Source organism: Synechococcus sp. Cruz CV12-2-Slac-r (assembly GCF_024346075.1).
In the GTDB taxonomy this organism is placed as follows: domain Bacteria; phylum Cyanobacteriota; class Cyanobacteriia; order PCC-6307; family Cyanobiaceae; genus Synechococcus_D.
Map to the genome: position 1 here is coordinate 22,869 of NZ_JAGQEK010000002.1, position 26,938 is coordinate 49,806.

At 47.2% G+C, this 26,938-nt stretch carries 21 protein-coding genes; 10 read left to right on the forward strand and 11 right to left on the reverse strand.

All coding sequences use genetic code 11. From position 1 onward, the window contains the following. Positions 1-3: 3 nt before the first annotated feature. Positions 4-2,097 (forward strand): M3 family metallopeptidase, encoded by a 2,094-nt coding sequence (locus KB557_RS00540; protein ID WP_255130844.1) that lies wholly within the window; start codon positions 4-6, stop codon positions 2,095-2,097. On the opposite strand, the gene folB is transcribed toward KB557_RS00540, so the two are convergent. From folB to KB557_RS00560, 4 genes are all read right to left on the reverse strand, one after another. Continuing rightward, positions 2,076-2,495 carry a dihydroneopterin aldolase gene (folB, locus tag KB557_RS00545; RefSeq protein WP_255130845.1) on the reverse strand — a complete coding sequence of 140 codons (420 nt, stop codon included), beginning with the start codon at positions 2,493-2,495 and terminating at the stop codon, positions 2,076-2,078. The genes KB557_RS00540 and folB overlap by 22 nt on opposite strands. Beyond that, complete coding sequence (locus KB557_RS00550) at positions 2,455-3,777, reverse strand: glutamate-5-semialdehyde dehydrogenase (protein WP_255130846.1); 1,323 nt, start codon at positions 3,775-3,777, stop codon at positions 2,455-2,457. Before KB557_RS00550 ends, folB begins: the two co-directional genes overlap by 41 nt. A 32-nt stretch (positions 3,778-3,809) precedes the next feature. After that, positions 3,810-4,718 (reverse strand): ROK family protein, encoded by a 909-nt coding sequence (locus KB557_RS00555; protein ID WP_255130847.1) that lies wholly within the window; start codon positions 4,716-4,718, stop codon positions 3,810-3,812. Between the two features lie 61 nt (positions 4,719-4,779). Further along, complete coding sequence (locus KB557_RS00560; protein ID WP_255130848.1) at positions 4,780-9,096, reverse strand: translocation/assembly module TamB domain-containing protein; 4,317 nt, start codon at positions 9,094-9,096, stop codon at positions 4,780-4,782. A gap of 10 nt (positions 9,097-9,106) precedes the next feature. Between KB557_RS00560 and KB557_RS00565 the strand changes: the two genes are divergently transcribed. The 7 genes from KB557_RS00565 (at position 9,107) to KB557_RS00595 (ending at position 16,367) form a co-directional block, all read left to right on the forward strand. Then, positions 9,107-9,520, forward strand: coding sequence for a DUF2518 family protein (locus KB557_RS00565; protein ID WP_315856174.1), 414 nt, complete (start codon positions 9,107-9,109; stop codon positions 9,518-9,520). 64 nt (positions 9,521-9,584) lie between these two features. Next, positions 9,585-9,881 carry a hypothetical protein gene (locus KB557_RS00570; protein WP_255130850.1) on the forward strand — a complete coding sequence of 99 codons (297 nt, stop codon included), beginning with the start codon at positions 9,585-9,587 and terminating at the stop codon, positions 9,879-9,881. Next, on the forward strand, positions 9,871-11,463 hold the full coding sequence (locus tag KB557_RS00575) for a CocE/NonD family hydrolase (RefSeq protein WP_255130851.1): 1,593 nt from the start codon (positions 9,871-9,873) through the stop codon (positions 11,461-11,463). The genes KB557_RS00570 and KB557_RS00575 overlap by 11 nt, the downstream gene beginning before the upstream one ends. 51 nt (positions 11,464-11,514) lie before the next feature. After that, a complete protein-coding gene (gene glgB / locus KB557_RS00580) occupies positions 11,515-13,821 on the forward strand; it encodes a 1,4-alpha-glucan branching protein GlgB (RefSeq protein WP_255130864.1) in 2,307 nt (768 codons plus the stop codon). Between the two features lie 40 nt (positions 13,822-13,861). Continuing rightward, positions 13,862-14,920, forward strand: coding sequence for a uroporphyrinogen decarboxylase (gene hemE / locus KB557_RS00585; RefSeq protein WP_255130852.1), 1,059 nt, complete (start codon positions 13,862-13,864; stop codon positions 14,918-14,920). After that, on the forward strand, positions 14,895-15,920 hold the full coding sequence (locus tag KB557_RS00590) for an NAD(P)-dependent oxidoreductase (RefSeq protein ID WP_255130853.1): 1,026 nt from the start codon (positions 14,895-14,897) through the stop codon (positions 15,918-15,920). Before hemE ends, KB557_RS00590 begins: the two co-directional genes overlap by 26 nt. Positions 15,921-16,010: 90 nt before the next feature. After that, a complete protein-coding gene (locus KB557_RS00595) occupies positions 16,011-16,367 on the forward strand; it encodes a c-type cytochrome (RefSeq protein ID WP_255130854.1) in 357 nt (118 codons plus the stop codon). A 54-nt stretch (positions 16,368-16,421) separates the two neighbouring features. Here KB557_RS00595 and KB557_RS00600 read toward each other — a convergent pair whose 3' ends face one another. Beyond that, a complete protein-coding gene (locus KB557_RS00600; RefSeq protein WP_255130856.1) occupies positions 16,422-16,622 on the reverse strand; it encodes a hypothetical protein in 201 nt (66 codons plus the stop codon). 432 nt (positions 16,623-17,054) lie between these two features. On the opposite strand from KB557_RS00600, the gene clpB reads away from it, so the two are divergent. Continuing rightward, positions 17,055-19,658 (forward strand): ATP-dependent chaperone ClpB, encoded by a 2,604-nt coding sequence (clpB, locus tag KB557_RS00605; protein WP_255130865.1) that lies wholly within the window; start codon positions 17,055-17,057, stop codon positions 19,656-19,658. On the opposite strand, the gene KB557_RS00610 is transcribed toward clpB, so the two are convergent. The 6 genes from KB557_RS00610 to rpoD all read right to left on the reverse strand — a co-directional run bounded on the left by KB557_RS00610 (position 19,651) and on the right by rpoD (position 25,590). Next, complete coding sequence (locus KB557_RS00610) at positions 19,651-20,487, reverse strand: glutathione S-transferase N-terminal domain-containing protein (RefSeq protein WP_255130857.1); 837 nt, start codon at positions 20,485-20,487, stop codon at positions 19,651-19,653. The two genes, clpB and KB557_RS00610, sit on opposite strands and share 8 nt — an antisense overlap. Positions 20,488-20,512: 25 nt before the next feature. Next, positions 20,513-20,782 (reverse strand): 4a-hydroxytetrahydrobiopterin dehydratase, encoded by a 270-nt coding sequence (locus KB557_RS00615; RefSeq protein ID WP_399218414.1) that lies wholly within the window; start codon positions 20,780-20,782, stop codon positions 20,513-20,515. Positions 20,783-20,854: 72 nt separating this feature from the next. Further along, positions 20,855-22,792, reverse strand: coding sequence for a chloride channel protein (locus KB557_RS00620; protein WP_255130859.1), 1,938 nt, complete (start codon positions 22,790-22,792; stop codon positions 20,855-20,857). Next, positions 22,773-23,726, reverse strand: coding sequence for a hydroxymethylbilane synthase (gene hemC, locus KB557_RS00625; RefSeq protein ID WP_255130860.1), 954 nt, complete (start codon positions 23,724-23,726; stop codon positions 22,773-22,775). Before hemC ends, KB557_RS00620 begins: the two co-directional genes overlap by 20 nt. Before the next feature lie 75 nt (positions 23,727-23,801). Further along, positions 23,802-24,182 (reverse strand): DUF1824 family protein, encoded by a 381-nt coding sequence (locus KB557_RS00630; RefSeq protein WP_255130861.1) that lies wholly within the window; start codon positions 24,180-24,182, stop codon positions 23,802-23,804. 10 nt (positions 24,183-24,192) lie between these two features. After that, the gene (gene rpoD, locus KB557_RS00635; RefSeq protein ID WP_399218417.1) at positions 24,193-25,590 is read right to left on the reverse strand and encodes an RNA polymerase sigma factor RpoD; all 1,398 of its coding nucleotides are present in this window, start codon (positions 25,588-25,590) and stop codon (positions 24,193-24,195) included. Between the two features lie 465 nt (positions 25,591-26,055). On the opposite strand from rpoD, the gene KB557_RS00640 reads away from it, so the two are divergent. Further along, positions 26,056-26,938 (forward strand): DEAD/DEAH box helicase (locus KB557_RS00640; RefSeq protein WP_255130862.1); only part of this gene is annotated, 883 nt, incomplete at its 3' end.

The following is a 26,938-nucleotide window of genomic DNA, read 5'->3' on the forward strand; positions in this document are numbered from 1 at the left end:
TCGATGGCTGAAGCCTTATCCCCCTACAAAGAATTGCTAAATGGGGTTGGTATACCCCAATTCAATGCCATCGATGGCGAGGCAGTTAATCAGGCGATACCCGATCTGCTGAATCAGCTTGAAAAAGAGCTAGAGACAATTGAATACAGCCTTTGCAACCAAGCAAAACTTGGCATTAACCCCCAATGGGATGAAGTGCTGCAACCATTGCAGCAGATAGGTGAACGGCTCAGATGGAGCTGGGGCGTAGTTAATCATCTACTAGGAGTTTGCAATAACCCTGAGCTAAGAGAGGCGCACCAAAAGCAACAAGCAGCGGTTGTGAAATTTACTAGCAGAATCTCTCAATCCAAAGCGATTTACGAAGCTTTAGAGGCCCTTGAATCTCAAGCTGCTGGCTTGGGAAAATGCCAAAACCGCATCCTGCAAGCTGAGCTTCTCGCCATGCGCTTACGAGGTGTTGGTTTATCTGTTGAAGATCAACCCATTTTTAACCAGCTCAGTGAAGAGTTGAGCGCCCTTGCCACCAGCTTTAGCAACAACGTGCTCGATGCCACCGCAGATTGGAATCTTTTGATCACAGAAGAGGTTCAAATGGCGGGATGTCCGCAGAGTTTGCGCGAGCTTCTGGCCCATGCCGCACAGCAGAAAGATCATCCAAAAGCATCTGCCGAAACAGGACCTTGGTTGCTGGGCCTAGATCAACCTCGCTACGGCCCCTTCATGCAATTCAGTGAATCGAGGCAGTTGAGGGAAAAACTATATAAAGCCTTCATCACAAGAGCTTCTCTTGAGCCAAACAATAATCAGATATTAGTAACTAAAATTCTGCAATTACGTCAAAAGAAAGCAGCTCTACTCGGTTACAAAAATTGGGCGGAAGTTAGCCTTGCCAGCAAAATGGCACCATCTGTATTTGCAGTGGAAACTCTTCTGGAAGATTTGCGCTCCCCTAGTTTCACATCTTGTATCAAGGAATTGGATGATCTGCGCGATATGGCACCGGAAGCTACCGATTTGCAACCCTGGGATGTGAGTTTTTGGGCCGAAAAACTGCGTTTGCAGAGATTCAATCTAGACAGCGAATCATTGAGACCCTGGTTTCCATTACCTCAGGTGTTAGATGGTTTATTTGATCTCTGCGAACGACTCTTTTCGATACGTATCGAAGCAGCCGATGGCGGTGCTCCAATTTGGCACTCTGATGTGCGTTACTTCAAGATATACGAAAAAATATCAAACGAACTCTTAGCATCTTTTTATCTAGACCCCTACAGCAGACCTGGATCAAAGCGCGGGGGAGCTTGGATGGATGAGTGCTTAGGTCGCCATCGCCTGAGTAACGGGAAGCTAGTGCTGCCCGTGGCATACCTAATTTGCAACCAAAGTCCGCCGCTAGGTGATACACCAAGCCTGATGACTTTTAGTGAAGTGGAAACACTATTTCACGAATTTGGCCATGGTTTGCAACACATGCTCACAAGAATTGAGCAACCTGAGGCCGCTGGAATTAATGGAGTTGAGTGGGATGCAGTTGAATTGCCAAGCCAATTCATGGAAAATTGGTGTTACGACAAAAAAACTCTTACTTCTATGGCTCGGCACTGGAAAAGCGGTGAGCCCTTACCTGAAGAAGAGCATACAAAGCTTTTATTGGCCAGGAATTTCATGGCTGGGGCAAATACCCTTAGGCAGGTGCATCTTGCCCTTACAGATCTTCAACTTCATGCCAATTGGCATCTCGAATCTGGAATAAGCCCAGAACAAATGCGTCGGGAAATTGCCAAAACAACCAGTGTTCTTCCGCTACTGGAAGAAGATTCTTTGCTTTGCAGTTTTAGTCATATATTCGCGGGCGGATATTCAGCCGGTTATTACAGCTATAAATGGGCTGAAGTATTAAGCGCAGATGCATTTGCAGCCTTCGAAGAAGCTGGTTTGGATGATGAATTGGCTGTGCAAGAAATGGGGCAACGTTTTAGGGCAACAGTATTGAGCCTCGGAGGCAGTGAAACCCCCCAGCAAATATTTGAAGCATTTCGCGGGCGGGCACCATCAGCTCAAGCGCTGTTGCGTCATTCTGGGCTTTTGAATTGATTGCGGGATCGCTTTACAGAAACCACACCATTAAATGCTGGAATTGGTGCATCACATTTTTTTAATTCAAGTTCCATTGGAAATATACCAAATTTTGCTTCTAAAACCTCAAAAATTTGTTCTGAAAAATATTCAATCGTATTGCAATTAATCAGTTCACTTAATTTACGGATTGTATCAATAACATCAGCATAGTTAATGGTATGTTCAATTTGATCTGTTAATGCAGCACTACTAAAATCATAGAAAAGCCACAAATCCAATTCAAACCATTGACCAAATTCTCGCTCCCATTTCAAAACACCCACATGAGCCCAAATTTTTAATTGTCTAATTATAATTGCAGATTGCATAGCATTAAAGTGGCAGATCTTTGTGGCTAAAGCTTGCTGCGCCACTGGAATAAGTTTTTACCACCTGGCCAGTGCCCCGCAACCGATATCGATAGGTAACCAAACCCTCTAAGCCCACAGGCCCGCGAGGAGGCATTGTTTGGGTACTTATTCCCACCTCAGCGCCAAAGCCATAGCGAAAGCCATCGGCAAAACGGGTGGAGCAATTGTGATACACCCCAGCACTATCAACCTTGGCAAGAAATTGTTCAGCAGCATCTAAATCACTGCTGCAAATGGCATCTGTGTGGCGAGAGCCATAACGCTGTATGTGGTTAATTGCCGATTCAAGATCATTTACCACCTTGATTGCAAGGATTAGATCTAAATATTCAGTACACCAATCCATCTCCTCAGCAGCTAGTAAAACCCCATGTAATTGCGCTTCTGAATCCCCTCGCAACTCCACACCCGCAGCTGTTAGCGCCGGTACAGCTGCGGCAAGAAATGCAGCTGCCACATCCTTATGAACCAGCAGTGTTTCAAGGGCATTGCAGGCTGCTGGATATTGAATCTTGCTATCTAAGGTGATCGCAACGGCTTCATCAAGATCAATATTTTTATCAATGTATAAATGACAAATTCCATCCGCATGACCCAGCACCGGTATGCGCGTGTTGTCTTGAATGAAACGCACTAATTCATTGGATCCACGCGGGATAATTAAATCAACTAAGCCATCTAATTTTAATAACGAAAGGCTTTCTTCCCTACTAGTAAGCAGTGTCAGCACATCGGGATGAACCATGGAATTTTCCAAACCCGCTTGAAGCGCCTGCATGATTGCAATGCAACTGCCGCTAGCTTCACTGCCGCCTTTAAGGATTGCCCCATTTCCTGAACGAATCGCTAGCGCCGCAATTTGAATTACAGCATCAGGTCTGGCTTCAAAAATCACCCCCACAACCCCTAAAGGAACGCTTATTCGCTCCAAAATCAGGCCAGAATCAAGTTCACGATGCATTTGGCGGCAGCCGAGAGGGTCTGCCAGTTGCGCTAGTTGCCTCACCCCAGCAATTGCCCCGTCAAGCTTCGCTTCGTCAAGCTTTAACCTTGCTTCAAGGGCTGATGCCAACTCATTTTTTGCTGCTAATTCCAAATCTGCTTGATTTGCAGCAAGGATTAATTCGCGCTGCTTGTTTAATGATTCAGCCATGGCGAGCAAGGCTTGCCTTCGTTCAGCATTGCTGCATTGAGCAAGATTTAAAGCATGGCGCCTCAAGCCTGTTGCCCTAGCAGTTAGTTCGGGGCTTGGGTTTGGCACAGGGTTTTTTAGCGCAGCAGACATAACTTTTTAGAAGGAGCTCGTTTATGCAAATATCATCCCTGCAAAGAGCCACCAAGTTGCTCAAGTGCAAGCCGCGCAGCCCCAAGACGGCCCGCCCCGTTGCCAAGCGCTGCCGCCATTATTTCAAGGCCTTGCCGGCTTGGAGCTAACACGCGCTTTTCAACCTCCGCCCGCAAAGCTGGTGCGAAATAGGGAAAGGCAGCACTAATGCCACCTCCCAAAAGAAAGCGTTGCGGAGTAAAGCAGTAGATCAATGAACTAACGCCACAACCCAATAAAAGCCCATAGCTTCGCCAAGCGGCTAACGCAACTTGATCTCCTGCTGCAGCCCTTTGCGATAGTTCCAACGGACTGCAGCCTGCAGAGGTGGTAAGAGCAGAAATGCTGCAAAAGCTCTCTAAAGAACCGTTGTTACCGCTATTGCAGGCTGGGCCATAGGGATCAATTCCAATTAAACCAGGCTCAACCGCTGCTCCATTGCAACCCAAAAATAATTTCCCAGCAATGATCACTCCACCCCCAACACCTGTGCCCAAGGTGAGCAACACAAGGTCTTGAAGGCCTTCACCTGCCCCCTTCCAATGCTCACCATAAACAGCGCAATTTCCGTCGTTACCAAGCACCACTGGTCTTTGTAATTTTTGCTCGAGCCAATCTGCTAAGGGCACATTTTCCCATCCAGGCAAATTGATACATAGCCGCGCTATTCGGCCAGAGCGATCAATAGGTCCAGGGATACCCACCCCAACAGCGCTCGCCTTATTTTCAGGATCTATCCGCTCAACTATCTTGATCAAACTTTCACATACGCTCTGAGGAGAAGCTGGCGTTGGGGTTGGTTGATTTAGCTCAGCTAATAGTTCGCCTGCGTAGTTAAACCTCCCTACTTTCAAACCGGTTCCCCCCACATCGATGCCGATTAGCTCACCAGGTTGATCCAAAATCCACAAAAAGCATCGTCTATGCAACTTATAGTATGCAACCTATAGCTTGATTCAAATCCTAAAACCGGAAAAATAGTTGAACTTGGCTTTGCCAACGGCCCTGCTGATCAAATGAACCCTGTAGGCCCAAGTTGTCTGTAGCTTGAAATCGCAAGGTGGCTTCTGGGGGAATATCACTGCGATTAGGGGCTGCAAGTATTGAAAGACTTAGCTTTTCGGTGATATCAAGCCCCACCTCAGATCCCAGCACAAGCTTCGAAGGTACACGCCGATTACTACTACTGGAAGTACTGGAATTTGTTACGTAAGGGTCTAAGTAAGCGGGATATAGGGCCACATTTAGCCTTTGGCCAAGCAATTCAGAAAATCCACCAACCACTGGTGTTAGTAGGGTTTGCCCCAGCACCGTAACTAGCGCAGTGCCAGCATCACCACCGGATAATCCCGCTAAGGAGTTACCTCCAAGTAGTGCAATCAAGCGCTCCCGCGGTAGGGGTGGAATACTGCGCAATTCGAGGTTATCTCCAATGCGATCCGCAGGCCCTGAAACTCGCACAACTACTTTTACGAGATTCAAGCGATCGAGATTGGAATAGTTGCCTTGCAATTGATCACCACTTTGCAGCCCAGCTCTTTCGCCACTGCGTACTTGATCAGACACCCGGGAGGTAAGGGCTAAATCCAAATATGGAATCAAGCCAAGCGATGGGGTAAAAACAGCTACGTTTGGGCTGTTGTTATCAAGCCGCAAGCTGCTAGTAAATACATTCACTCTCCCCTGCAGCAATCGCACCACACCGGAAAGTTGAATATCAGGTCCCAAAGATCCATTTAGCGTAAGTAATCCAGCCAAGCTGAAATCAGCTACTGGCTGTGCTGTGATACGTAAATCAGGCCCCAGATTAAGGCGCAAATCCTTGAGCCTCACAATTCCAATTGCGGGGATTGCCTGTCGAAGAGCTAGGCCAGAGCTGGATTCAACCGTGGGGCCCAACAGCACAAGAGGCTGCTGGAATTGCCAGTTGGTTTCTGGTAAGCGCAACTCAAGTGGGATTTTATTTGTTCCTGTTTGCCTTAATTGAGTGGCCCCCAATTGCAATCTTCCATTGCTAATGCTGATTTCACCACCCACTAAAGGCTTCAGCAAGCTGCCGCTCAGTAACAGCTCACCGTCACTGCGAAGCCGCAGGTTTGCTTGTTGGATTGGAACATTATTTAACTTAAATCTCACCTCTTGATTATTATTTGGATCAGCTTGAGAAACAAAAGGCAAGCTTCCCTTTGCCTCGATGCTGCCGTTACCAATTGAGGCGCTGAATTCCTCAAAAACCAAGCGTTTAAAATCAAAAAATAAGGCGGCCTGTAAATTACTTAGGGTTTGACCTGCAAAACGAATCTCCGCTTCCCGCAGGCGCACAAAGCCATTGGCAATCGGTTTTTCGCGGCTACCACGCACCAACAATTGAAGATCTGCGGATCCTTGGCGCCATTCCACGCTGCTACGCACTAGCGCCGCAAGAAAAATCAAGCCGTCGTTGCGGCTGGATAAACGCAATTCCAGGCCTTCTTTTGCTTTATCTAGGGGCAGACGCCCGCTCAGATCAATGCTGCTACTAGCCGCACCGCCTCTTAGGGCAATATCCAAATCGAGCGCATCTTTGTTTAATTGAATCGCCCCGCGCTCCAGTTTTAGAGGTTGATCTCGTATCACCCCCTCCTCTAAAGCAAGCTCAACTTGAATCTGGGGATCTTTTTTCCCTGAGCGCCATTTACCAGTGCCCCCCAGTGACCCCCGCAAACCTGGGGGCACTGGAGTAAAAAGCGCAAGCAGGCCAAGTGGTAATCCGCTGAAGCTAAATTTGCCCTTACCTTCTACATCTGAGATTTGCTTGAGGGGACCTTGCAGAGTGGCCACGAAGGGCCTCAGGTTGAGCGCTTTATCTGCAAATTGGCCTTCCAGCCAAATCTGCCCCCGGGCAGCCGCCGCAATTGTTAGTTGATCAAGCCTTGGCCCGCGCAAACTGAGCTCCGCATCAAAAAGACCTCGAAGGTTTTCTGGGCTACTTCTGTTCTTATTTGATGAACTTAGCCGCGTTGCCTCAAGTTCAATTTCAGCTGTTCGCAGTTGTTGAAGTTGGGCATCCAAGCCTTTGCCAAAATCGCTAATTACTAAGCCAAATAGATCAGCGGCTTTGCCACTACTGGGTTCTGGAATTGGACCACCCACGCTTTGCAGCACCTGCCAAATATTTCCTGGCTGTAAACGCCAACCGCTCGCCTGCAGATCCAACTGGCCAGCAATTGCGCCCTTGGCAGTTAGCCTCACCTCGCTCCCATCACCAGGAGCCAACTTCGCTTTCAAGGCGTATCCAGGACTGCGAAATTGGCCGCTTATTTCCATGCTTTTGCCGCGCCAGGGCCCGAGGCCTGGCTGCAGCCAGATAGCTGTTCCTGAAATGCCAAAGGGTTTAAGAGCAGCGCTGCCATTTCCGGATATGTAACCATTTAATGGCAGTTTCTTGCGGCCTTCCAGTTGTAATTGCAAGGGAGCTAAATCCCATTTTTGGACGTTCCAGTGATAACCGTTTGCATTAGCTGCCAGTGTCAAATTGCCCGCTGCCTGGCGCCAGTTAAAACTGCTCAACTTGCTGCCTTGCAATTGAGCTGAGATCATCCCCCCATTAGATTTAAGCCAGAAATTGGATTTAAGCCTGAAATTATTGCTCTGCCATTTGCCTTGCCAGATGCCGGGCATACCCAATGGGCCATAACCAAGATCCTCAAGATAAATATCACCTTGAAACAAAGGTTTTTGCAGAGTTCCTCTGATCTCTGCATTTGCAACTAACCAACCACGCAGAGGTTGGCCGAGCTTAAATTGTTTTAAATTCAAGCGCTTGCTAGTTATTAAGCCAGTTATTTCTCCCTCTCCGAGGGGGCGCCCTGTTTTTGGCTGCCAGGAAGCATTTAGCTGCAGTGGTCCGTCTGCTTGCACAATTAAACTTTTATTCAACCAGCGGTAGTTGCCACCAAGAGGTTTAGCTAATTGCACTGAATCGATTATAAAATTTCCCGCCAGCCGCTCCAAACGCCACTCGCCTCGATTACTGCCACTAGCTAAAAGATTGGCCCGGAGGTTTGTTTGAGAATTACGCCAAGAAATTGTGGGCGCAGAAACCCACCAATTCGTTGAGTTCATGGCTCCCTGCCCCTTAATGCTCTTGCCGTTTACAGAAAAGCTACGCATGCGCCAATCAGTCCCTGCCCCTTCCAGCTCTGCTGTGGCCTTAAGCCTGGGGACTGCACCACGGGCTACAAGATTACCAACAAGAGAAAGTTTAAATTTTTTAAAGCCCTTCCAGCTCGCAAAAGCAGCTAGGTCGCCACTTTGTTCAGCCCAACGCCAGCGGCTTGGAGCAAGCATAAGTTGCTCGCCTGAAAATATTATTTTTAGGCCCTTAAAATGTAAAGGTTTAGGGCTATTAAAAGCAAAATTTTCAATTCGTAGGGGGCCCCAAGATTGCCATCTACCCTCTCGACGATTTAATTGCAGCAGCCCGGAAGCAACACCTTCTAATTTTCCATTTATAGGCCGGGGAAGGAATCGAGAAACACTTCTAAGTGGCAGTTTTTGAAGAGCGAGTTGAATTCGCAAATTACCGCCCTCGCCCCAGTGGTTTCTGAGCACCAATCGAGACGTACTTACTGCTAATTCAGGTTTTAAAAGTGCTTGAAAATCAAGTTTACGGTTAGGCAAATCGAGATCTAATTGGCCTTGGTTAAAACGCCAAACCTCTCCATTATTAATCCGCAAAGTTGCTGAATCCAGCAGATTGAGTTGCAGAAACAAGCGAGGTGCTTTGCCTTTTCCTCGAGGAAATTTCCAAAACTGTCCTGTGCTGTTTTTAATAATGCGAGCCTCAAACCCCTTTAAACCAATGCGCAAAACCAACTGGCGTTGCTGCAGGCTGCGAACAAGATCCGGCAATAGGAAAAGCTGTTTAGCCCTCAACGATGAGGGATCCGATGGGGTGGGATTTACTTTTGTGGCTGCAAATGCCAAGCCGTGGTGGCTGAAACCTTGAAATCCGCCCAACTCCACGGGGTGAGCAAGGCCCCGTTCCAGCCAATTCTCTAACTGACGATGCCAAGCTGTCGATTGTGAGTCGATTGGCAAATGCCAAGTTCGGCAGCCACTGATGCTGAGTAACCCCAACAAGCTGAGGGGTAATAAAAGTCGCTGCTGGATCAATCCCCCCATAGCGGCGGTGATTTCGTCCAGGTTTGGCGCAATATAGGGTTTATCAAGGTTTGCTTCATACCCATCGATGGCCGCTGATCCAGTGCTTCTTAAAGCAGGGGCGTGGATAGGCATCTTCGCTGCCTTGCTCGCCTTGTTAACTGTGCTCGGTTTTTGGAAAGGTTGGGAATTTCGATTCCGATTGGTGGGGTTCACCAGTTTCACTTTGTTATTGGCGGCGGGCTGCGCAGCATTTGCCATCAGTTACAACCCACGTTTGAAGGTGGAAGGTGCCCTGTATGTGCCAGTTGTATTTGACAACGGCACGGATTTAATTGTTGCCGCAGCAGGCGCAAACTTCCCAAAGTCTGCAGTGCAGCCCACCTTGGAGCAATTGGCAGGCAACCTTCGCGGCAGTGGTCGCAGCAGCCCTGATGGCTTTGTACGCGTGAAATTGCGGCAATTGGAGGAACAAGCAGATGGCAGCAGTAAACCCGTGATCCTTGGAGAAGCAATCCGCGATTTTAAAAGCGGTTTAGTTACCCAGACAGGGAACTGACACTTGCTGAGCCCATGGGGAACGCTTCTGGAACTGAAATAAAAAATCTTCCCCATAGGCTGCAATGTTTCCGCAACGCCTATTACCAAAACGTCTATTACCAACTTTGGCTGGGTTGGTTCTAGCCCTTGGCTTAAATGCTGCTTTTGCCGGTGCTAGCCCGCTGCTGGAATCTGTAAAACAAAATAAACAATTAGCTCAACAGCTTTGCGGCGATTTCCGCAAACTCAATGCCGGTGGCCAAAAAGCCCATGGACCCGCTGCCGTGCGCACTACTGCGAGCAGCCAGGGGTTGAGCACCCTTGATGCCGAAATTCTCACCACTTATGTAGTGGGTATGTATTGCCCAGATGTCCGTTGATGTAACGCCTTTATCCATTCCAATGCGGGATGGATGCCTGCTTAAAGGTGAACTTTGGCAACCGGGGGGAGTTGGTCCGTGGCCGGCCCTAATAATGCGGCAACCCTATGGCCATCGCCTTGCTTCAACAGTTGTTTATGCCCATCCCAGTTGGTATGCCCAGCAGGGATATTTGGTGCTTATTCAGGATGTGAGGGGATGCGCTGAATCCGAAGGCGATTTTCAAGGCTTTAGTCAAGAAGTAAATGATGGCGCCGACAGCATCTCGGCCTTGAGGGCACACCGCCTGTGCAATGGCCGGGTGGGTAGCTACGGCTTCAGTTATCAAGGCCTAACGCAACTTCTCGGTGATCCAGCTGATGCGATGGCTCCTGCCATGACGGGCTGGGATGAACGGCTTCATATGGCCACTGAAGGTGGCGCCCATCTGTGGGCAAACAATGTGGGCTGGGGGCTGCAATTGGCGGCAGAACATTGCCGCCGCAGTGGCAGGAATGAGCATTGGAAACTTATTTATAAAAGCCTACAAAGCGGCACTTTTTTATTTGACGGACTCGAAATACTGCGCCATACAAACCCAAACAATCCAGTGCTGGCTTGGCTGGAGCTAAATCCGCAAGCTCAGGAGCAATGGCCAAACCAAAAGCTCAGCTCTGCTGTTTTGGAGCGGCCATTGTTGCTGTGCCAAGGGTGGCATGACCCTTACTTGGAGGGCGGTCTTTCCTTATGGAACAAAAGCAAACAAGCCGGTGCAAACCCGCTAATTCGCATTGGCCCATGGAGTCATTTGGCTTGGGATCGCAAGGTAGGCAGTACGAATCAAGGGGCCAGCGCCTGTGGCGGGGTAGACGAATGGCAACTTTCATTTTTTGATCAACATTTACGCGATCGAGCCCCTGCGGCAGAACCGGAACCCTGCCTTGCCTTTGATCTTTTGGCTAAGGAATGGCGGCAAAGGGATCCTCAAAATCCAGGCAAGCTGCAATGGGGCTTGAGCAGTGGCGGCCTTGCTGCCAGCCGCAGCAATGAAGGCTTGTTGTTGGCGCAGGAACAGGGTTATGGGCAGGTTTATTGGGTTCATGATCCGTGGCGGCCAGTACCTGGCTGTGGAGGTCATCTCGGAGCAGATGCTGGTATGCAGGAAAGAAGTGCCCTGGATGCAAGGGCCGATGTTGTTTGTTTTACAAGCCCCCCCCTATTGGAAGCACTTGAAATTTGGGGTAAACCACAATTAATAGCCCTTGTAGCTGCTGATCAGCCCGGCTTTGATCTTTGTGCAAATTTAGCGGTAGTACGCCAACAGGGTTCTGAAGTTCTTGTTCTCAGCACTGGCGTTTTGAGGCAACTGGGGGAACACTGCAAGCAACTTTTACCTCGCAAGCTGCAATTTCAACCCTTGCTGGCCAGCCTGCAAGCCGGGGATAGGTTGCGATTGAGCATTGCAGGTGCCGCCTGGCCCCACATCAGTGTGAATCGTGGTGATGGGCACTGGGCTCCTGGGCCCGTTGGACCATCTCACTCCAGCATTCGAATTCAGCTGCAACTAGCTGGAAGTGGTTTGGAGCTGCTAGCCATGGGGTAGCCATGGCCTCAGGTGCGTTTAGGCTCCCGCTCAGCGATGTATTGGGCCGCGATGGTTGTGGAAAGCCTGGATTGGATGCACGGCGATGGCGAACGCTTAGCTACCTGCTGCCACGATCACCCCTATGCGGTACTCGGCCCCCAACCCTTAGCCAATGGGAGCTGGGTGGTAAGAGCGTGGCTGCCCGATGCAAACAGAGTGTGGCTGTTGAATCAGGGCCAGGAATTGGCTATGGAGAGCCCCCATCATCCCTGGCTGTTTGAACAAGTCCTCGAGCAAAACCCCGGCAGCAGTTACAGGCTCAAGGTTGATCGCGCCGGTATTACGCACGAACAACACGATCCCTACGCCTTCCGTGAGGAATGGATGGGAGAAATGGATCGCCATCTGTTTTCGGAAGGCAATCACCACCACATTTGGCGCCGCATGGGTGCTCATCCCGTGGTGCAGCAGGGTGTGGCCGGGGTGCAGTTCTGCGTATGGGCTCCAAGCGCCCGTAGCGTTGCTCTCATTGGTGATTGCTCCGCCTGGGATGGCAGAAATCTGCCGATGCAGCAACGTTTAGGCGGCAGTTGGGAACTGTTTGTGCCAGGAATTCGTGTGGGCCAGCGTTACAAATACGAAGTGCGCACCCAAGACGGCCACTGCTACGAAAAAGCAGACCCCTATGGTTTTCAGCATGAGGTGAGGCCACTGCAAGCCTCGCTGGTGGCTGATCTAAACAGTTACGAATGGGCTGATACCGCTTGGTTGCAACAACGGGATAGCCGCAATCCTTTGGATCAACCGGTTTCAGTTTATGAAATGCATCTGGGCAGCTGGATGCACGGCAGTTTTGATCAGCCTTACATCGATACCGATGGTGAAGCACGAACACCAGTGCCAGCGGCAGACCTTAAACCGGGCGCTCGCTTACTCACCTATCCCGAATTAGCTGATCGTGTAATCCCTTATGTGAAGGCTAGAGGATTTACCCATATTGAATTAATGCCTATTGCAGAACATCCCTTTGATGGTTCATGGGGTTACCAAGTAACTGGCTTTTATGCACCTACCAGTCGTTTTGGCCCCCTAAATGAATTCAAAGCATTTGTTGATCGCTGCCATAGTGAAGGAATTGGCATAATTCTTGATTGGGTGCCGGGTCATTTTCCAAAAGATGCCCATGGTCTTGCTTTCTTTGATGGAAGCCATCTTTACGAACATGGTGATTCAAGAATTGGCGAGCACAAAGAATGGGGTACATTGATATTTAATTACAGCCGTAATGAAGTACGGAATTTCTTAGTTTCAAATCTTCTCTTCTGGTTTGAAGAATTTCATATTGATGGCATCCGAGTAGATGCAGTTGCATCTATGTTATATCGAGATTACCTGAGGCCCGATGGCGAATGGCTTCCCAATGAGCACGGTGGAAGAGAAAATCTTGAAGCAGTGCGTTTTATGCAACAAGCAAACTCATTATTATTTCACTACTTTCCTGGTGCTTTAGCAATCGCCGAGGAATCCACAACATGGCCCATGGTTACCCAACCAACCCACGTAGGGGGATTGGGTTTCAACCTCAAATGGAATATGGGCTGGATGCACGACATGCTCGATTATTTCGAACTTGATCATTGGTTCCGTCAATTTCATCAAAACAACATTACTTTTTCAATCTGCTATCAATACACCGAAAATTTCATGTTGGCCTTGAGCCACGATGAAGTGGTGCATGGCAAGAGCCACTTGCTTCACAAAATGCCAGGAAGCGATGATTTAAAATTTGCCAATGTGAGAGCTCTATTAACATTTATGTGGACCCATCCAGGCAAGAAAACTATCTTTATGGGGATGGAATTTGGCCAGCGAGGAGAATGGAATGTATGGGGCGATTTGGAATGGGACAAATTGCAATTCCCAGCCCATCAAGGCCTCCTGAATTTGGTGGATGATTTGAATAGTTATTACAAATCAGAGCCTGCCCTTTGGCGTAGTGATTTCGCAAACTATGGGTTCCAGTGGATCGATTGCGACGACAACAACCACAGCGTTGTGAGCTTTATGCGTCGTGACGAAAAAGAAGGGAATTGGGTTGTGGTGGTGTGTAATTTCACCCCTGAATGCCATGGCAATTACCGCATCGGCGTTCCAGTTGCTGGTTTCTATCAAGAAGCTTTCAACAGCGATAGCTCTCGCTACGGCGGTTCAAATCAAGGCAATTTGGGCGGTAAATTCAGCGCTGGCAACGCCATGCATGGCTATGAACAATCCTTGGAGCTTTGCTTACCACCACTGAGTTCCTTGGTATTCAAGCTCGACCCCAGCCGCCTGCCACCTGCGGCAATCCATGAAGAAAACATGAAGCAGAGCTGATTGGTCGGGTAGCGTCGGCGGCTAAGCATTCTTCTTTTCTATGAGCGACACCCTTCCCCTGCTGCTCCGCGCTGCCCGAGGCGAGCAGGTGGAACGTCCGCCTGTATGGATGATGCGTCAAGCAGGGCGATATATGAAGGTGTACCGCGATCTACGTGATCGCCATCCTTCCTTCCGCGAACGCTCAGAGAATCCAGATCTCTCTTATGAGATTTCGATGCAACCTTTCCAGGCCTTTCAGCCTGATGGGGTAATCCTTTTTTCAGATATTCTCACCCCGCTGCCCGGGATGGGCATCAACTTTGACATCATCGAAAGCAAGGGGCCAATTATTGATCCACCGATTCGCAGCCTTGCTCAAGTGGAGGCACTGCGTGCTTTAGATCCCGCCAGCAGCCTTGGTTTTGTAGGGGAGGTGTTAACACGATTGAGAGAAAACGTTGGTTCAGCCGCTGCAGTGCTGGGTTTTGTTGGCGCTCCATGGACCTTGGCTGCCTACGCCGTTGAAGGTAAGAGCAGCAAAGATTATGCGGTGATCAAGGCGATGGCCTTTCGCGAACCGCAATTAATGCATCGGCTGTTAGCCCATTTCGCAGACAGCATTGCCACCTATGTGAATTATCAAATTGATTCTGGCGCTCAGGTTGTTCAGTTATTTGATTCCTGGGCTGGTCAGTTAAGCCCCATGGATTACGACACCTTCGCAGCTCCTTACCAAAAACGAGTTATTGATCAGGTACGCGCAAAACATCCAGAAACTCCGTTAATCCTCTACATCTCTGGAGGGGCTGGAGTTTTGGAGCGTATGGCGGCAACCGGAGTTGATTTCATCTCCCTCGATTGGAGTGTTGACATGGCAGATGGCTGCAAACGCTTACCCCACCATGTGGGAATTCAGGGCAATGTTGATCCTGGCCTCCTGTTTGGCACCCCTGAAGCAATACGCCATCGGATTATCGACACGGTGCGAAAAGCAAGGGGACGCCGGCACATCCTTAATCTTGGCCATGGAATTCTGCCCGGCACCCCAGAGGAGAATGCGAGGGTTTTCTTTGAAACAGGCAAGCGGGTGAATGAACTTATGGGCACGGTGGGCTGAAGTGAGCCCTGCAAGAATTCTTATCACCGGTGCCAGCGGTTGCGTTGGGCAATACATCGGTGCCCAACTATTTCATCAGTCTGATGCGGAATTGATCCTGTGGTTAAGGGATCCGAGCAAATTAAAGGCTGTTCCTCAGCAGCATCCACGCATAACGCTTCTGGTAAGCGATTTACGCGATCAATCAGGCCATGATCAGATCCTAAAAACAGTAAATCGCGTAATTCACACCGCCACTGCTTGGGGGGATCCCCTCAGAGCTCATCAGGTGAATGTGGTTGCGGTAAAAGAACTACTGCAGCGTTTTGATCCAACTCAACTCGAGCAAATAATTTACTTTTCCACAGCCAGCATTTTGAATCGCGAATTGCAATTGCTGCCGGAAGCGGAGAAATTTGGCACCGAATATATCCAAACAAAAGCGCAATGCTTGCTTCAACTCGAAAACCACCCGCTGGCAAACAAAATAATTGCTGTATTTCCAACCCTTGTCTTTGGCGGCCAAGTGGATGGAAAGGGAAAGTTCCCTAGCAGTTATCTCAGCTCAGGCCTTGGAGAAGCAATCAACTGGCTTTGGCTAGCCCGTTGGCTAAGGGCTGATTCAAGCTTTCACTTCATCCATGCAGCAGATATCGCCAAAGTTTGTTGCCACCTCAGCCTCACACCGCATCAAAAAAATCAAGAACCAGGCCAGGGAGCTGTGCGTCGCTTGGTACTTGGTCAACCAGCTACAACAATTGATGCTGCTGTGGCGCAACTATGCCGCTGGCGAGGTATGTGGCGCCCTCCCGGCATTCCACTGTGGGGCTGGTTAATTGAAGCCCTGATCAAGGTGTTACCGCTGGAAATAACCGCCTGGGATCGCTTCAGCATCAAGCAAAGACATTTTGTACACCAACCGATCAGTCCACCAGAAAGATTTGGGCTTCAATCCGAAAGCGCAAGCCTGGAGGCTGCTTTTGAAGCTGCCGAACTACCGCGAAGGGGCCCAGTGCTCTGAAGTGCTCAGCCACTTACATGTCAAACCATTTCAGAGCAGCTAAAGCTGGGCGTTTGCTTACTAGGTTGATTGAGAAAATTTCTTGCGCTTATGCGTCGCCTGATTGGCCTAGTGGCCCTCTGTTTTGCATTCCTCTTCGGCAGCCTCGCCGTTGGCACAGCACCCGCCTATGCAGCGGATGTAGCCCATGGCGCCCAGGTCTTTTCCGCTAACTGTGTGGCTTGCCACATGGGGGGCGGCAATGTGGTTAACGGCGAACGCACACTTAAGGCTGAGGCATTGGATGCCTACCTCGCCGACTACAGCGCTGGCCATGAAACAGCTATCGCTTATCAAGTAACAAATGGCAAAAATGCAATGCCAGCTTTTGGTGGCAAATTATCAGAAACAGACATTGCTGATGTTGCCTCCTATGTAGAAGACATGTCTTCTAAAGGCTGGGCATAAACAAACGGCAAATTAAATTGCATCAAAAAACCAGCTACTTATGTAGCTGGTTTTTTATTGAATATTGATCTCTCTGCAATAAGCTAATAACTTAAGGTATAAATCCTCGGGAATCTCACGGATATCATATTCACTGGGAAGTACTCCGTGTGTATGACGGTGCACAGCGAGCCAGCAGCTTCTCTCTAAGTCATCACTGCCATAGCTTTTAGCTTCAGTAGCAAGAGTTGGCAGCAACGATTCAAAGGTTTCCATGGGGAAATTTTAGCGCTAGAACACAAGTGTTTTGGAATCAGTAATGCGCTTTAAATCAGAAAGCCTCAAAATAGTTTTGCTGCTGCTGGGATTACCCCTATTAATTTCAGCACCAATACAAGCTCAGCAAACAATGGGTGCTCCGCGCAAGGGGCTAACGGAAAGGGGCTGCAAATGGCTGGTGCCGTGGGGAATGGAATACGCCCAACCTAAGTATTTGAAACCCGAAGAGGTGGCTGGAAAAAATGCGCGGGGGTGTCTATCTCAATACGATGCGGACTATGGGGAAAACGGATGCCCATTAAAGTTTTGTAATTACAAAGAGATCAAACCAATGCAATTTGATCGGATAACCACACCCTAGGTGGGTACACCGTACAAAGAAGAAAGCAACATCGCATAGTTTGATTAGAAATTAAAAGCTTGATCGTGATCCAACCAACCGCTGAACAATTCACAGAACAGGCCTGGGCCGCAATTGTGTCTGCCCAGGCGATAGCACAAGCAAAAAAGCAACAACAGCTTGAAACTGAGCATCTATTTCTTGCCCTGCTGCAGCAAAACCAAGGCCTAACAGTGAGGATCCTTGAAAAAGCAAGTGTGGACACCTCAAAGCTAACAATAGAGGTGGAACAATTTATTCAACGTCAACCAAGTTTAGGCGCAGCCCCAGAGAGTGTATTTATAGGCAAAGGAATGCAAACACTACTAGATCGATCTGAAGGAGTTAAGAAAGAATTGGAAGATAGTTTTATATCAATTGAACATCTGCTACTTGCGCTTGGCATAGATGAACGTTGTGGTAAGCAGCTGCTTCAAGCAGCAAATCTAAATGAAAATAAACTGCGCGATGCCATCAAAGCGATAAGAGGCAGCCAACGGGTAACACACCAAAATCCAGAAGGAACCTATGAATCGCTTGAGAAATACGGACGCGATTTAACAGCTGCTGCTCGGCAAGGAAAATTAGATCCTGTAATTGGTAGAGATGAAGAAATTAGACGCACTATTCAAATATTATCAAGGCGTACAAAAAATAATCCAGTATTAATTGGTGAGCCAGGAGTTGGTAAAACAGCAATAGTTGAGGGCCTAGCGCAGCGAATTGTTAATGGTGATGTGCCAGCAGCACTACAAAACAGACAACTTATTTCCCTTGATATGGGAGCACTAATTGCAGGTGCTAAATATAGAGGAGAATTTGAAGAACGATTAAAAGCAGTTCTAAAGGAAGTAACAACTAGCGAGGGGCAAATAATACTATTTATCGATGAAATTCATACCGTTGTAGGAGCTGGAGCTTCCGGTGGCGCTATGGATGCAAGCAATTTATTAAAACCAATGTTAGCCCGTGGAGAACTTAGATGCATCGGAGCTACAACTCTTGATGAACATCGCAAACATATTGAAAAAGATCCAGCTCTAGAGAGACGTTTTCAACAAGTTTTTGTTGACCAACCAACTGTTGAAGATACAATCTCAATACTACGTGGTTTAAAAGAACGATATGAAGTGCACCATGGCGTAAGAATTGCTGATACAGCCCTTGTTGCAGCAGCAGTACTTAGTAGTCGTTATATTGCTGATCGCTTCTTACCGGATAAAGCAATCGATTTAGTTGATGAATCAGCTGCTCGATTAAAGATGGAAATCACCTCTAAGCCAGAGGCAATTGATGAGATAGATCGAAAAATATTACAATTAGAAATGGAGAAACTCTCACTTGCACGTGAATCAGACACTGCTAGCAAGGATAGATTAGAACGAATTCAAAGAGAATTAGCTGAATTTAATGAGGAACAAAGCAGCCTAAATGCCCAATGGCAAAAAGAAAAAAGCGCAATCGACGACCTCCAAGCATTGAAAGAAGAAATTGAGCAAATAACACTCCAAGTAGAGCAAGCCAAACGCAGCTACGACCTCAATAAAGCGGCAGCGCTGGAATATGGAACTTTGGCGGAGTTAAATAAAAAACTAGTGCTAAGGGAAAACGAATTAGGTAGTGCGGATAGCAGCAGCGCAAAACCTGGCCAACAATTGCTGCGGGAGGAGGTTACAGAAGATGATATAGCTGAAGTAATTGCAAAGTGGACTGGTATTCCCGTTAGTAAATTAGCAAAATCAGAAATGACAAAATTATTAGAATTAGAATCTGAATTACATAAGCGCATAATTGGACAAGGCCAAGCGGTAACCGCTGTAGCTGATGCGATACAACGCTCAAGGGATGGGCTATCGGATCCAAATCGGCCCATTGCTAGCTTCCTATTTCTTGGACCAACCGGGGTGGGTAAAACAGAATTAGGTAAAGCATTGGCATCTGAATTATTTGATAGTGAAGATGCGATGGTTCGTATAGATATGAGTGAATATATGGAGAAACATTCCGTATCTAGACTGATTGGTGCCCCTCCAGGTTATGTGGGATTTGAGGATGGAGGACAACTTACAGAGGCAGTGCGGCGCAGACCATATGCTGTGATACTTTTTGATGAGGTAGAAAAAGCACATCCCGATGTATTCAATGTAATGCTTCAAATTCTTGATGATGGCCGTGCTACAGATAGCCAGGGGCGTACAGTTGATTTTACAAATACCGTGCTAATTCTTACTAGTAATATTGGCAGCCAATCAATCATAGAATTAGGCGGAGATGATAGCCGACATGTTGAAATGGAAGGAAGCGTTAATGAAGTATTGCGTTCTCATTTTAAACCCGAATTTTTAAATCGATTAGATGAGATAATTATTTTTCACAGCTTAAAAGCTGATGAATTACGCGAAATTGTTGGCCTACAAATAGAAAGATTGTCTAAAAGATTAGAAGAGCAAAAAATAACCCTTAACATAAGCAATGACGCTCTAGATTTAATTGCAACCGCTGGGTACGATCCAGTGTATGGGGCAAGGCCAATAAAGCGTGCAATTCAAAAAGAGCTAGAAACACAAATTGCTAAATTAATATTAGCTGGCCGCTATTGCTCTGGAAGTGAAGTAAATGTAAGCAAGGAAAATAATAAATTGATATTTAATTAATAACTGTATTCCGAGCTTTCCATGCAGTTAGCAGTAAACGGCGGCGTTGCATACGCATCCATAAATCTGCCACGCGTAAACTGCCGCGAAGTTGCACTCTACCCCACCAATTCTGGAGGTCTGGCCTATCAATTAAACTGGTTTCATTAATCATAGTAAGACGAGCAAATAAAACTACTAGCACCACATCAATACTACTAAAACGGTCGCCAAATATGAATTGATTGGATTCAATCAATGGAATAGTATGTAAATAATTATTCCACTTCAGCCTCATATCTTCTAATTTTTGTTTTTGGGAGCCCTCCGTAAAGTAGGCAAGCCTTGAACGATTTAGTTGAGCCTTATTTTTTAGCGCAATAATATCCACTGGAGAAAGTAAATCAACCGATTCCAATTGATTCTCCAAGCGGGTAACTGTTGATGCAAGCATTCGAGGAAAAACAAATGCCAAAAGCTTGTTACTAGAAAGCCACTTTCCAAAAGTAAGGTCTTCAATTGAAATTAAATAATGATTAGAAACCAATTCATTAATTAAAAGGGTTAAACTTATATCAGAATCCATCCAACTAGAACCAGCTTGGCAGGCGGCCCATTGCAAAATATCCTTACTACTTGTTAGCAAAAGATTTTCAGCACGTAAAGTAGGGACAGTCATCTGAGGATTTAATTCACGATATCTATCACTAAACTGTTGCTTTGCAAAGTGAATATCTAACATGTGATTATAAAATGGTATATCAGCCTCAACCAATGCAAGTCTTGACACCATAGAGTAATAGGAGGAAGCAGCATTGAGTAATTCCAACTGATTACTCGCCTGGTTCATTTTCAATTTTTTGTAGTTAGTTTAATCATACACAACAATTGATCTGCTGTGCTAACTTAATATCAAGATTTGTTAACCCGCCTAGGTCATGGGTGACAAGTTCAATAGTTACTAAATTCCATGAATTACTCCAATTAGGGTGATGGCCCATAGTTTCAGCTATAAAGGCTACTCTCACCATAAAAGCAAATGCTTGAGGAAAATCATTGAATCGCCATTGCCTCTTTAGCTTGCCATCAAGAAATTCCCATTCAGGCAATAAGTTCACCAGTTGCTCAATTTCTGAAGCAAGCAATAAAGTGGCAGCCATGAAACTGACAGTAAAAGAAAGTAAATTTACATTAGCGCAATAAGCGCAATTAGCTTGCTAGTTATAAGCCTTAAGCTGCCTTGCCAATGCCCTACTCATGCCATCTCTGCTGGCAATACCGCGCAACTGGGTAACAGCTAAGCCCTCTGGAGGTAAGCCCTGAGGAAGTTGAGCGGAAAGGCCATCTTCAACAATAAAAAGAGGTAACTGACGTAAACCATTAGGTCTTAATTGATCTTCTAAACGACTTAAATCTGCAGATGTTGGCAACCATACTAATTCGCTCCGTAAACAATCAGATAGGAACGAAATACTGCGATTTGAGTTGAGTACCTGTTGCAAATCAGCCAGTGTAATCAAACCCTTTACCCAACCTGATTGCTCCACAAGTAAGCAGTGGCAGCGGGCATCAAGCAACATTCCTAAAGCGGTGGCAGGTGCAAGATCAGCTGGAAGAACCAATGGCGCCTCTTGCTCTAATGCATCCAATACAGGTAATTGTTGCAATTGAGTTCTGCGTTGCTCTTCCGCGGGATCAGGGCCCAGTAAACCTGGATCAGCCAAACCCTGCCAACGCTCCACCAGCAATGCGCTCAAACCAGTTGCTGCCATCAGTGGCAAAACAATCCTGATATCGCGGGTTAGCTCAAATAACAACAGCAACGCCGTTAACGGTGCTCGCGCCGCCCCGGCTAGTACAGCTGCCATACCAACCATGGCATAAGCAGGCGCTTCTGCTACAGGTAAACCAAAGCCCCCATCTCCGAGAAGTTGCCCATAAAAATTTCCAAGTACTGCTCCTAAAAATAAGGATGGTGCAAATCCACCCCCTATGAATCCGGTGGCATTACTAATGGCGGTAGCTAGTAATTTAACTAATAATAAGCCAAGCAAAGTGAGCAAACTAATGCCACCGCCAGAACCTAAAAGAGATTCAATTGTGTCGTAACCAACCCCTAACACCTGTGGAAAGCCAAGCGCTAATAAACCAACTGCTAAACCGCCCGCACCAGTTAATAACCAAGGGGGCATTTTTCCTAACTGAACTTGCACAAATTCACTACGACCAAGTGCTAATAAACGCACCAAACCCCAAGAAACAAAACTAGCTAATAAGCCCAAGCCCAGATATAAAGGTAGTTCTAAAGGGGATCTAACTTCGTAGGCAGGCAATCGAAAAATCGGCGTATCACCAAGGCCCAATTGCGTAACTAAAGTTGAACAAACTGCGGCCACGAGCACTGCCCGCAAACTGGGCCTGCCTGGGATTGTGCTGTAGGCGCCTTCAAAAGCAAAAAACACCCCTGCAATAGGCGCCCGAAAACCTGCAGCTAAGCCAGCGGCAACTCCTGCCCCCACAAGCGCTTTGAGGGAATCAGGGGGTAAGCCAGCCCGCTTGCCAAGCCATAAACCGATATTGCCGCCACCTTCAACACTTGGACCCTCTGGCCCAAGGGAAGCTCCACTGCCAAGACTGATGGAAGCACCCAGCAATCGCGCAAAGGGCAAGCGTGGCTCTGCCTGCATGCGGCCATCAGCCATCGCCATCAAACTGGGCAAACTAGGGCCGAGATCTTTAGTGATTAGCCTCAATAATCCAACTAATACGCCCCCAAGCAGTGGCCCTAACACCACCGGCCAACTGCTCAACCAAGGTGGTGGCATTGGTATCGGTGGCAATACAGGTTCCGGAGGCAGCGCCACTGGAGGAGATAAAACGCCCAAACCGCCAAGGCCAATTTGCAACAAGGATTGCAATGGCGTGGAGGTAGCCGCTGGTGGCGGGGGGGGAAGCACCTCAGGCAACACCGGGTGGGGGCCAACCGCATCGATTACAAAAGCAACAAAAGGGCCATAAATTAAATTATTTATAAAGCCGAGTAAATAATGAAAACCAACAATTGCAAAGCCAGTTGATAAACCAACTAAAGCCGCCCAAGCTAATAACCCCCATTGAAATGGAGCCGCAGTAGCTTCAGCTTTGGGGTCTAACATTTGCAAATATCTCCTGGAGTATCTCTCCAGCACCCTGGCTACGTAATTTTTCAGCTAGGGCAATTCCTATTGATTCGGGATCTGATTCAGGCCCACTTGCCTGATCGCGAATCAAGCGCAATCCATCAAGGCTGGCCACCATGCCGGTGAGATGCAAATTACCGTTTTCAAAACTTGAATTCACTCCGATTGGAACCTGGCAGCCCCCTTCAAGGCTGCGTAGAAATGAGCGTTCAGCTAAACATCGCAATGCAGTTGGACGATGCTCAAGCATTTTTATCAGTGTCAATACTTCTGGATCTGCAACGCGACATTCGATCCCTAGAGCGCCCTGACCGACTGCATGAAGCGAAATATTTGGATCAATAAGTTCATGAATGCGATTACTAAGACCCAAACGCCCTAAACCGGCGGCAGCCAATATTAGACAGTCATAATCACCAGAATCTAACTTTTCCAAACGTGTAATCACATTACCTCTTACGTCCTTAAAAAGAAGGTGAGGGTAGTGATATTTTAATTGGGCTAAACGTCTTAATGAACTTGTTCCTACCACTGCACCTGCTGGCAAGCTAGCGAGGGTTTTATCCTGATGGCGTGCATGAACTACCAAAGCATCTGCAGGATCTTCCCGTTCGGTTACACAACCAAGCATCAAGCCATCAGGCAAATTAGTTGGTAAATCCTTAAGGCTATGGACGGCAATATCTGCTTGATTAACTAACATTTGAGCCTCTAATTCTTTTGTAAAAAGGCCCTTATCGCCAATTTTAGCTAGTGCCACATCTAAAATTTTGTCGCCTTGAGTTGCCATCGCTTCAATGCTGATCTCTAGGCCTGGATGGGCTAGGAGCAACTGGTCTCGCACCCATTCGGTTTGCACCATCGCAAGCTGACTGCGGCGGGAAGCGATTCTTAGGATGGTTGTGGTCATTTTGCGCTGGTTATCTGTGCGGTGGTTAGTTGAAACTATTGAGAAGCCTACTTAGTAGACAATAAAACATTCGAGCTACTTGAAGAAATCAAGGGGTAAGGGACCCCATGTGTCTTCTGCAGCCGGGTTAGAAGGGGCTTGCCCACTGATTAACAAACCCTCCCCCAAGCCTTCTTCAAAACGCAGCATCAACTTTCCGGTGCGTTGATTACCTTTAAGGAAAACAGGCCCCTGGGGCAATGGGCTCGAATCCTGGAATTGGAGCGGAAGCCAATTCCAAAATGCCTCCATTTGACGCAAACTAATAAGTGCATCATTTGCAGTGGGCGCCATCACTCCAATGGTGAACCAATCGCACGCCGCGATGCGCTGCTTTAAATCAGTTGCAAGTTGTTGCTTTTCTTGCGGGGATAAAATTGGAGCGGATCGCAAGCCCCTGAGATCTTCTAAAATCACAATAATAATGTTATTTAATATACTCTTTTAATATGCCATTGCGGTTGGGATGGCGCAATTTACGTAAAGCTTTTGCCTCTATTTGGCGAATGCGTTCACGTGTTACATCAAATATTTGTCCGATTTCTTCTAGTGTTTTCATCCTGCCATCATCTAGGCCGTAGCGCAAACGCAATACATCGCGTTCTCTAGGGCTAAGAGTTGCAAGTACACCCTCAAGATCTTCCCTAAGTAAGTTCTTTGCAACATCTTGATCAGGATTTTCGATATCAGCTTCAATAAAATCACCAAGTCGTGAATCTTCCTCCTTTCCAATTGGGGTTTCCAAAGAGATCGGAAGCTGAGCTGATTTAGCAATAAATCGCAACTTCTCAATGGTCATTTCCATTGATTCGGCGATCTCTTCTTCAGTGGGCTTACGGCCAAATTCTTGGCTAAGTATTTTTGTTGTTTTCTTAATCCGTGAGATTGTTTCGTATAGATGAACTGGCAAGCGAATTGTGCGGCTTTGATCAGCGATAGCCCTAGTGATTGCTTGACGAATCCACCAAGTGGCGTATGTGGAGAATTTATAACCTTTTTCGTGGTCAAACTTTTCAGCGGCTCTAATCAAACCAAGACTGCCTTCCTGGATTAGATCCTGAAAAGATAAGCCCCGATTCATATATTTTTTAGCAATAGATACAACTAATCGGAGATTAGATTGCACCATTTTTTCCTTTGCCCGCCTGCCAAGCATTAAACGGCGGCGGAATTTAATCAAAGGCATTTCAACTAATGCTGCCCATTCTTTGTTGTCAGGATAATGACCATTATCCTCTTCGAATTGGTTAGCTAGTTCCTCTAGTTGTAGTAAATCAGCAATTTTACGCGCCAATTCAATTTCTTCGTCTGCTCGCAGTAGGCGGATGCGGCCTATCTCTTGCAGATAAACCCTAATTGAATCCTCTGTATAAACTCCTTTAGGTCCGATTTTAATACTTGCGGCCTTTGCAGAGCCCTTAATTTCTTTTGAATCTGATGAAAGCGCATCGGCCATCTCCTGTAACTCTTCGGCGCTCACTTCGATGGTGGGTTCATCATCAGTTGAAGCTTTTGTCGCGCTTTTAGAGGCAGTTTTTACAGAGCTGGTGCTTGTTTTTTTGGAAGCTGGTTTAACTGAAGTTTTTGTAGCGGTTTTTGAAGCTGCTTTAGTTGTTGTTTTAGTTGTTGTTTTTAGGGCGGTTTTGGTATTTTTTGTGGCTGGTTTAGTAGCAGTTTCTGCTTTTGGCTTTGCTGCAGCCTTTGGCTTAGTAGCAGTTTCTGCTTTGGGTTTTGCTACTGCCTTTGGCTTTGCCGCAGTTTCTACTGTTGTTTTTGCAGCAACCTTTGGCTTTGCCGCAGCCTTTGGTTTTGCCGCAGCCTTCACTGCTACATCAGCCTTAGCTGTGGTTGTTTTTGCTGAGGTTTTTGCCTTAACAGCAACTTTTTTTACAAGCTTTTCAGCCTTAGGCATAATTTCCGCAAGTGCGGGAATTTCCAGCTCCACAGGGGCCAAGGTTTCAGAAACGGCAGTAGCAGTCATGCGAACAAAAATGCAAACAGGGGATGCAAACAAATGCATGCCTCAACCTGAATGATCAGACCAAGGCAAAAAATTTCTACAGAAATTCCGCCATACTCAGCTGGCGAAAGGGTTTAGCAGGGTTGTCAGGGGTGATCGCAGACCCGAAGCAAGCTTCCCAAGGTCTACCCACTGGCTGAAGCTCCGCTGTGCTTCAGGAGCTGCTGAACAGCCCAACACAAATATCTTAAGAAAAGATCAGAAGATCGGCAAGTAATCAATAAGTGGGTTTGGATAAGAGGTTGGGGTTTTAAAAACGGCAAATACCTAGTGGGCGGGCATGTAACGGCTGTAAGTGTATGGGTGGAAGCGGGTCGAGAAGGCCTACTTCTCAGCTACAGCAACGGCTCTGGCATGGTCTTAGAAGTTGGTGATTTGGTAAGGGTGAAATTACGTGGAAAACTTCACAATGGGTTAGTAAATGAAACAAATGCGGCAATTCCCGAGGGCATCAGCCTTGAACCTGTACTAGAGCGACTCGAACCTGCGGCAATAAACGAAAAATGGCAAAAGTTACTTATTGCAGTGGCTAATCAATGCCATACAGCCCCTTTTCAGGTGCTTAAAACCGCCTTACCCAATGGCTGGTTAGGCAAGAAACAACAGGCTGCTGGTTTGGGTCGTAAGCAACTTGTAGCCAGGGCGATTCCAAAACATGATCATAGTTATCTAAACCTTGCCACCTCAACTTCTAAAACTTCAACTTCTAAAGCGTCAAAAGCAGTAACTGCAAAGCAGCAACTTTTGCTCGAACTCTTGCGGCAACAGGGGCCCAAGCCGGTTAAAGAGCTTGTTCTCAATGGATACAGCCGTTCGCTATTGAAGTTGCTTGAGGCAAAGGCCTTAGTTGAATTAAGCAATCAAACAAAACCGCCCCAGGGCTGGCCTTCTAGCCCGGCAAGAAACCTTGAAATTCCGCCAAATCTCAATCCAGATCAAGCCAATGTGCTGCAGCTCTTCCAAAATCAGCGCGAGCAAAAGGAATGGCTGCTTTGGGGAGTAACAGGTTCCGGTAAAACTGAGATCTATCTGCGTTGTTGCATTCCTGAACTGGAAGCCGGCAGGAGCGTGTTAATGCTTACGCCAGAAATTGGTTTAATCCCCCAATTACTGGAACGCTGCCAAAGGCGATTTGGTAATGCTGTAGTGCCTT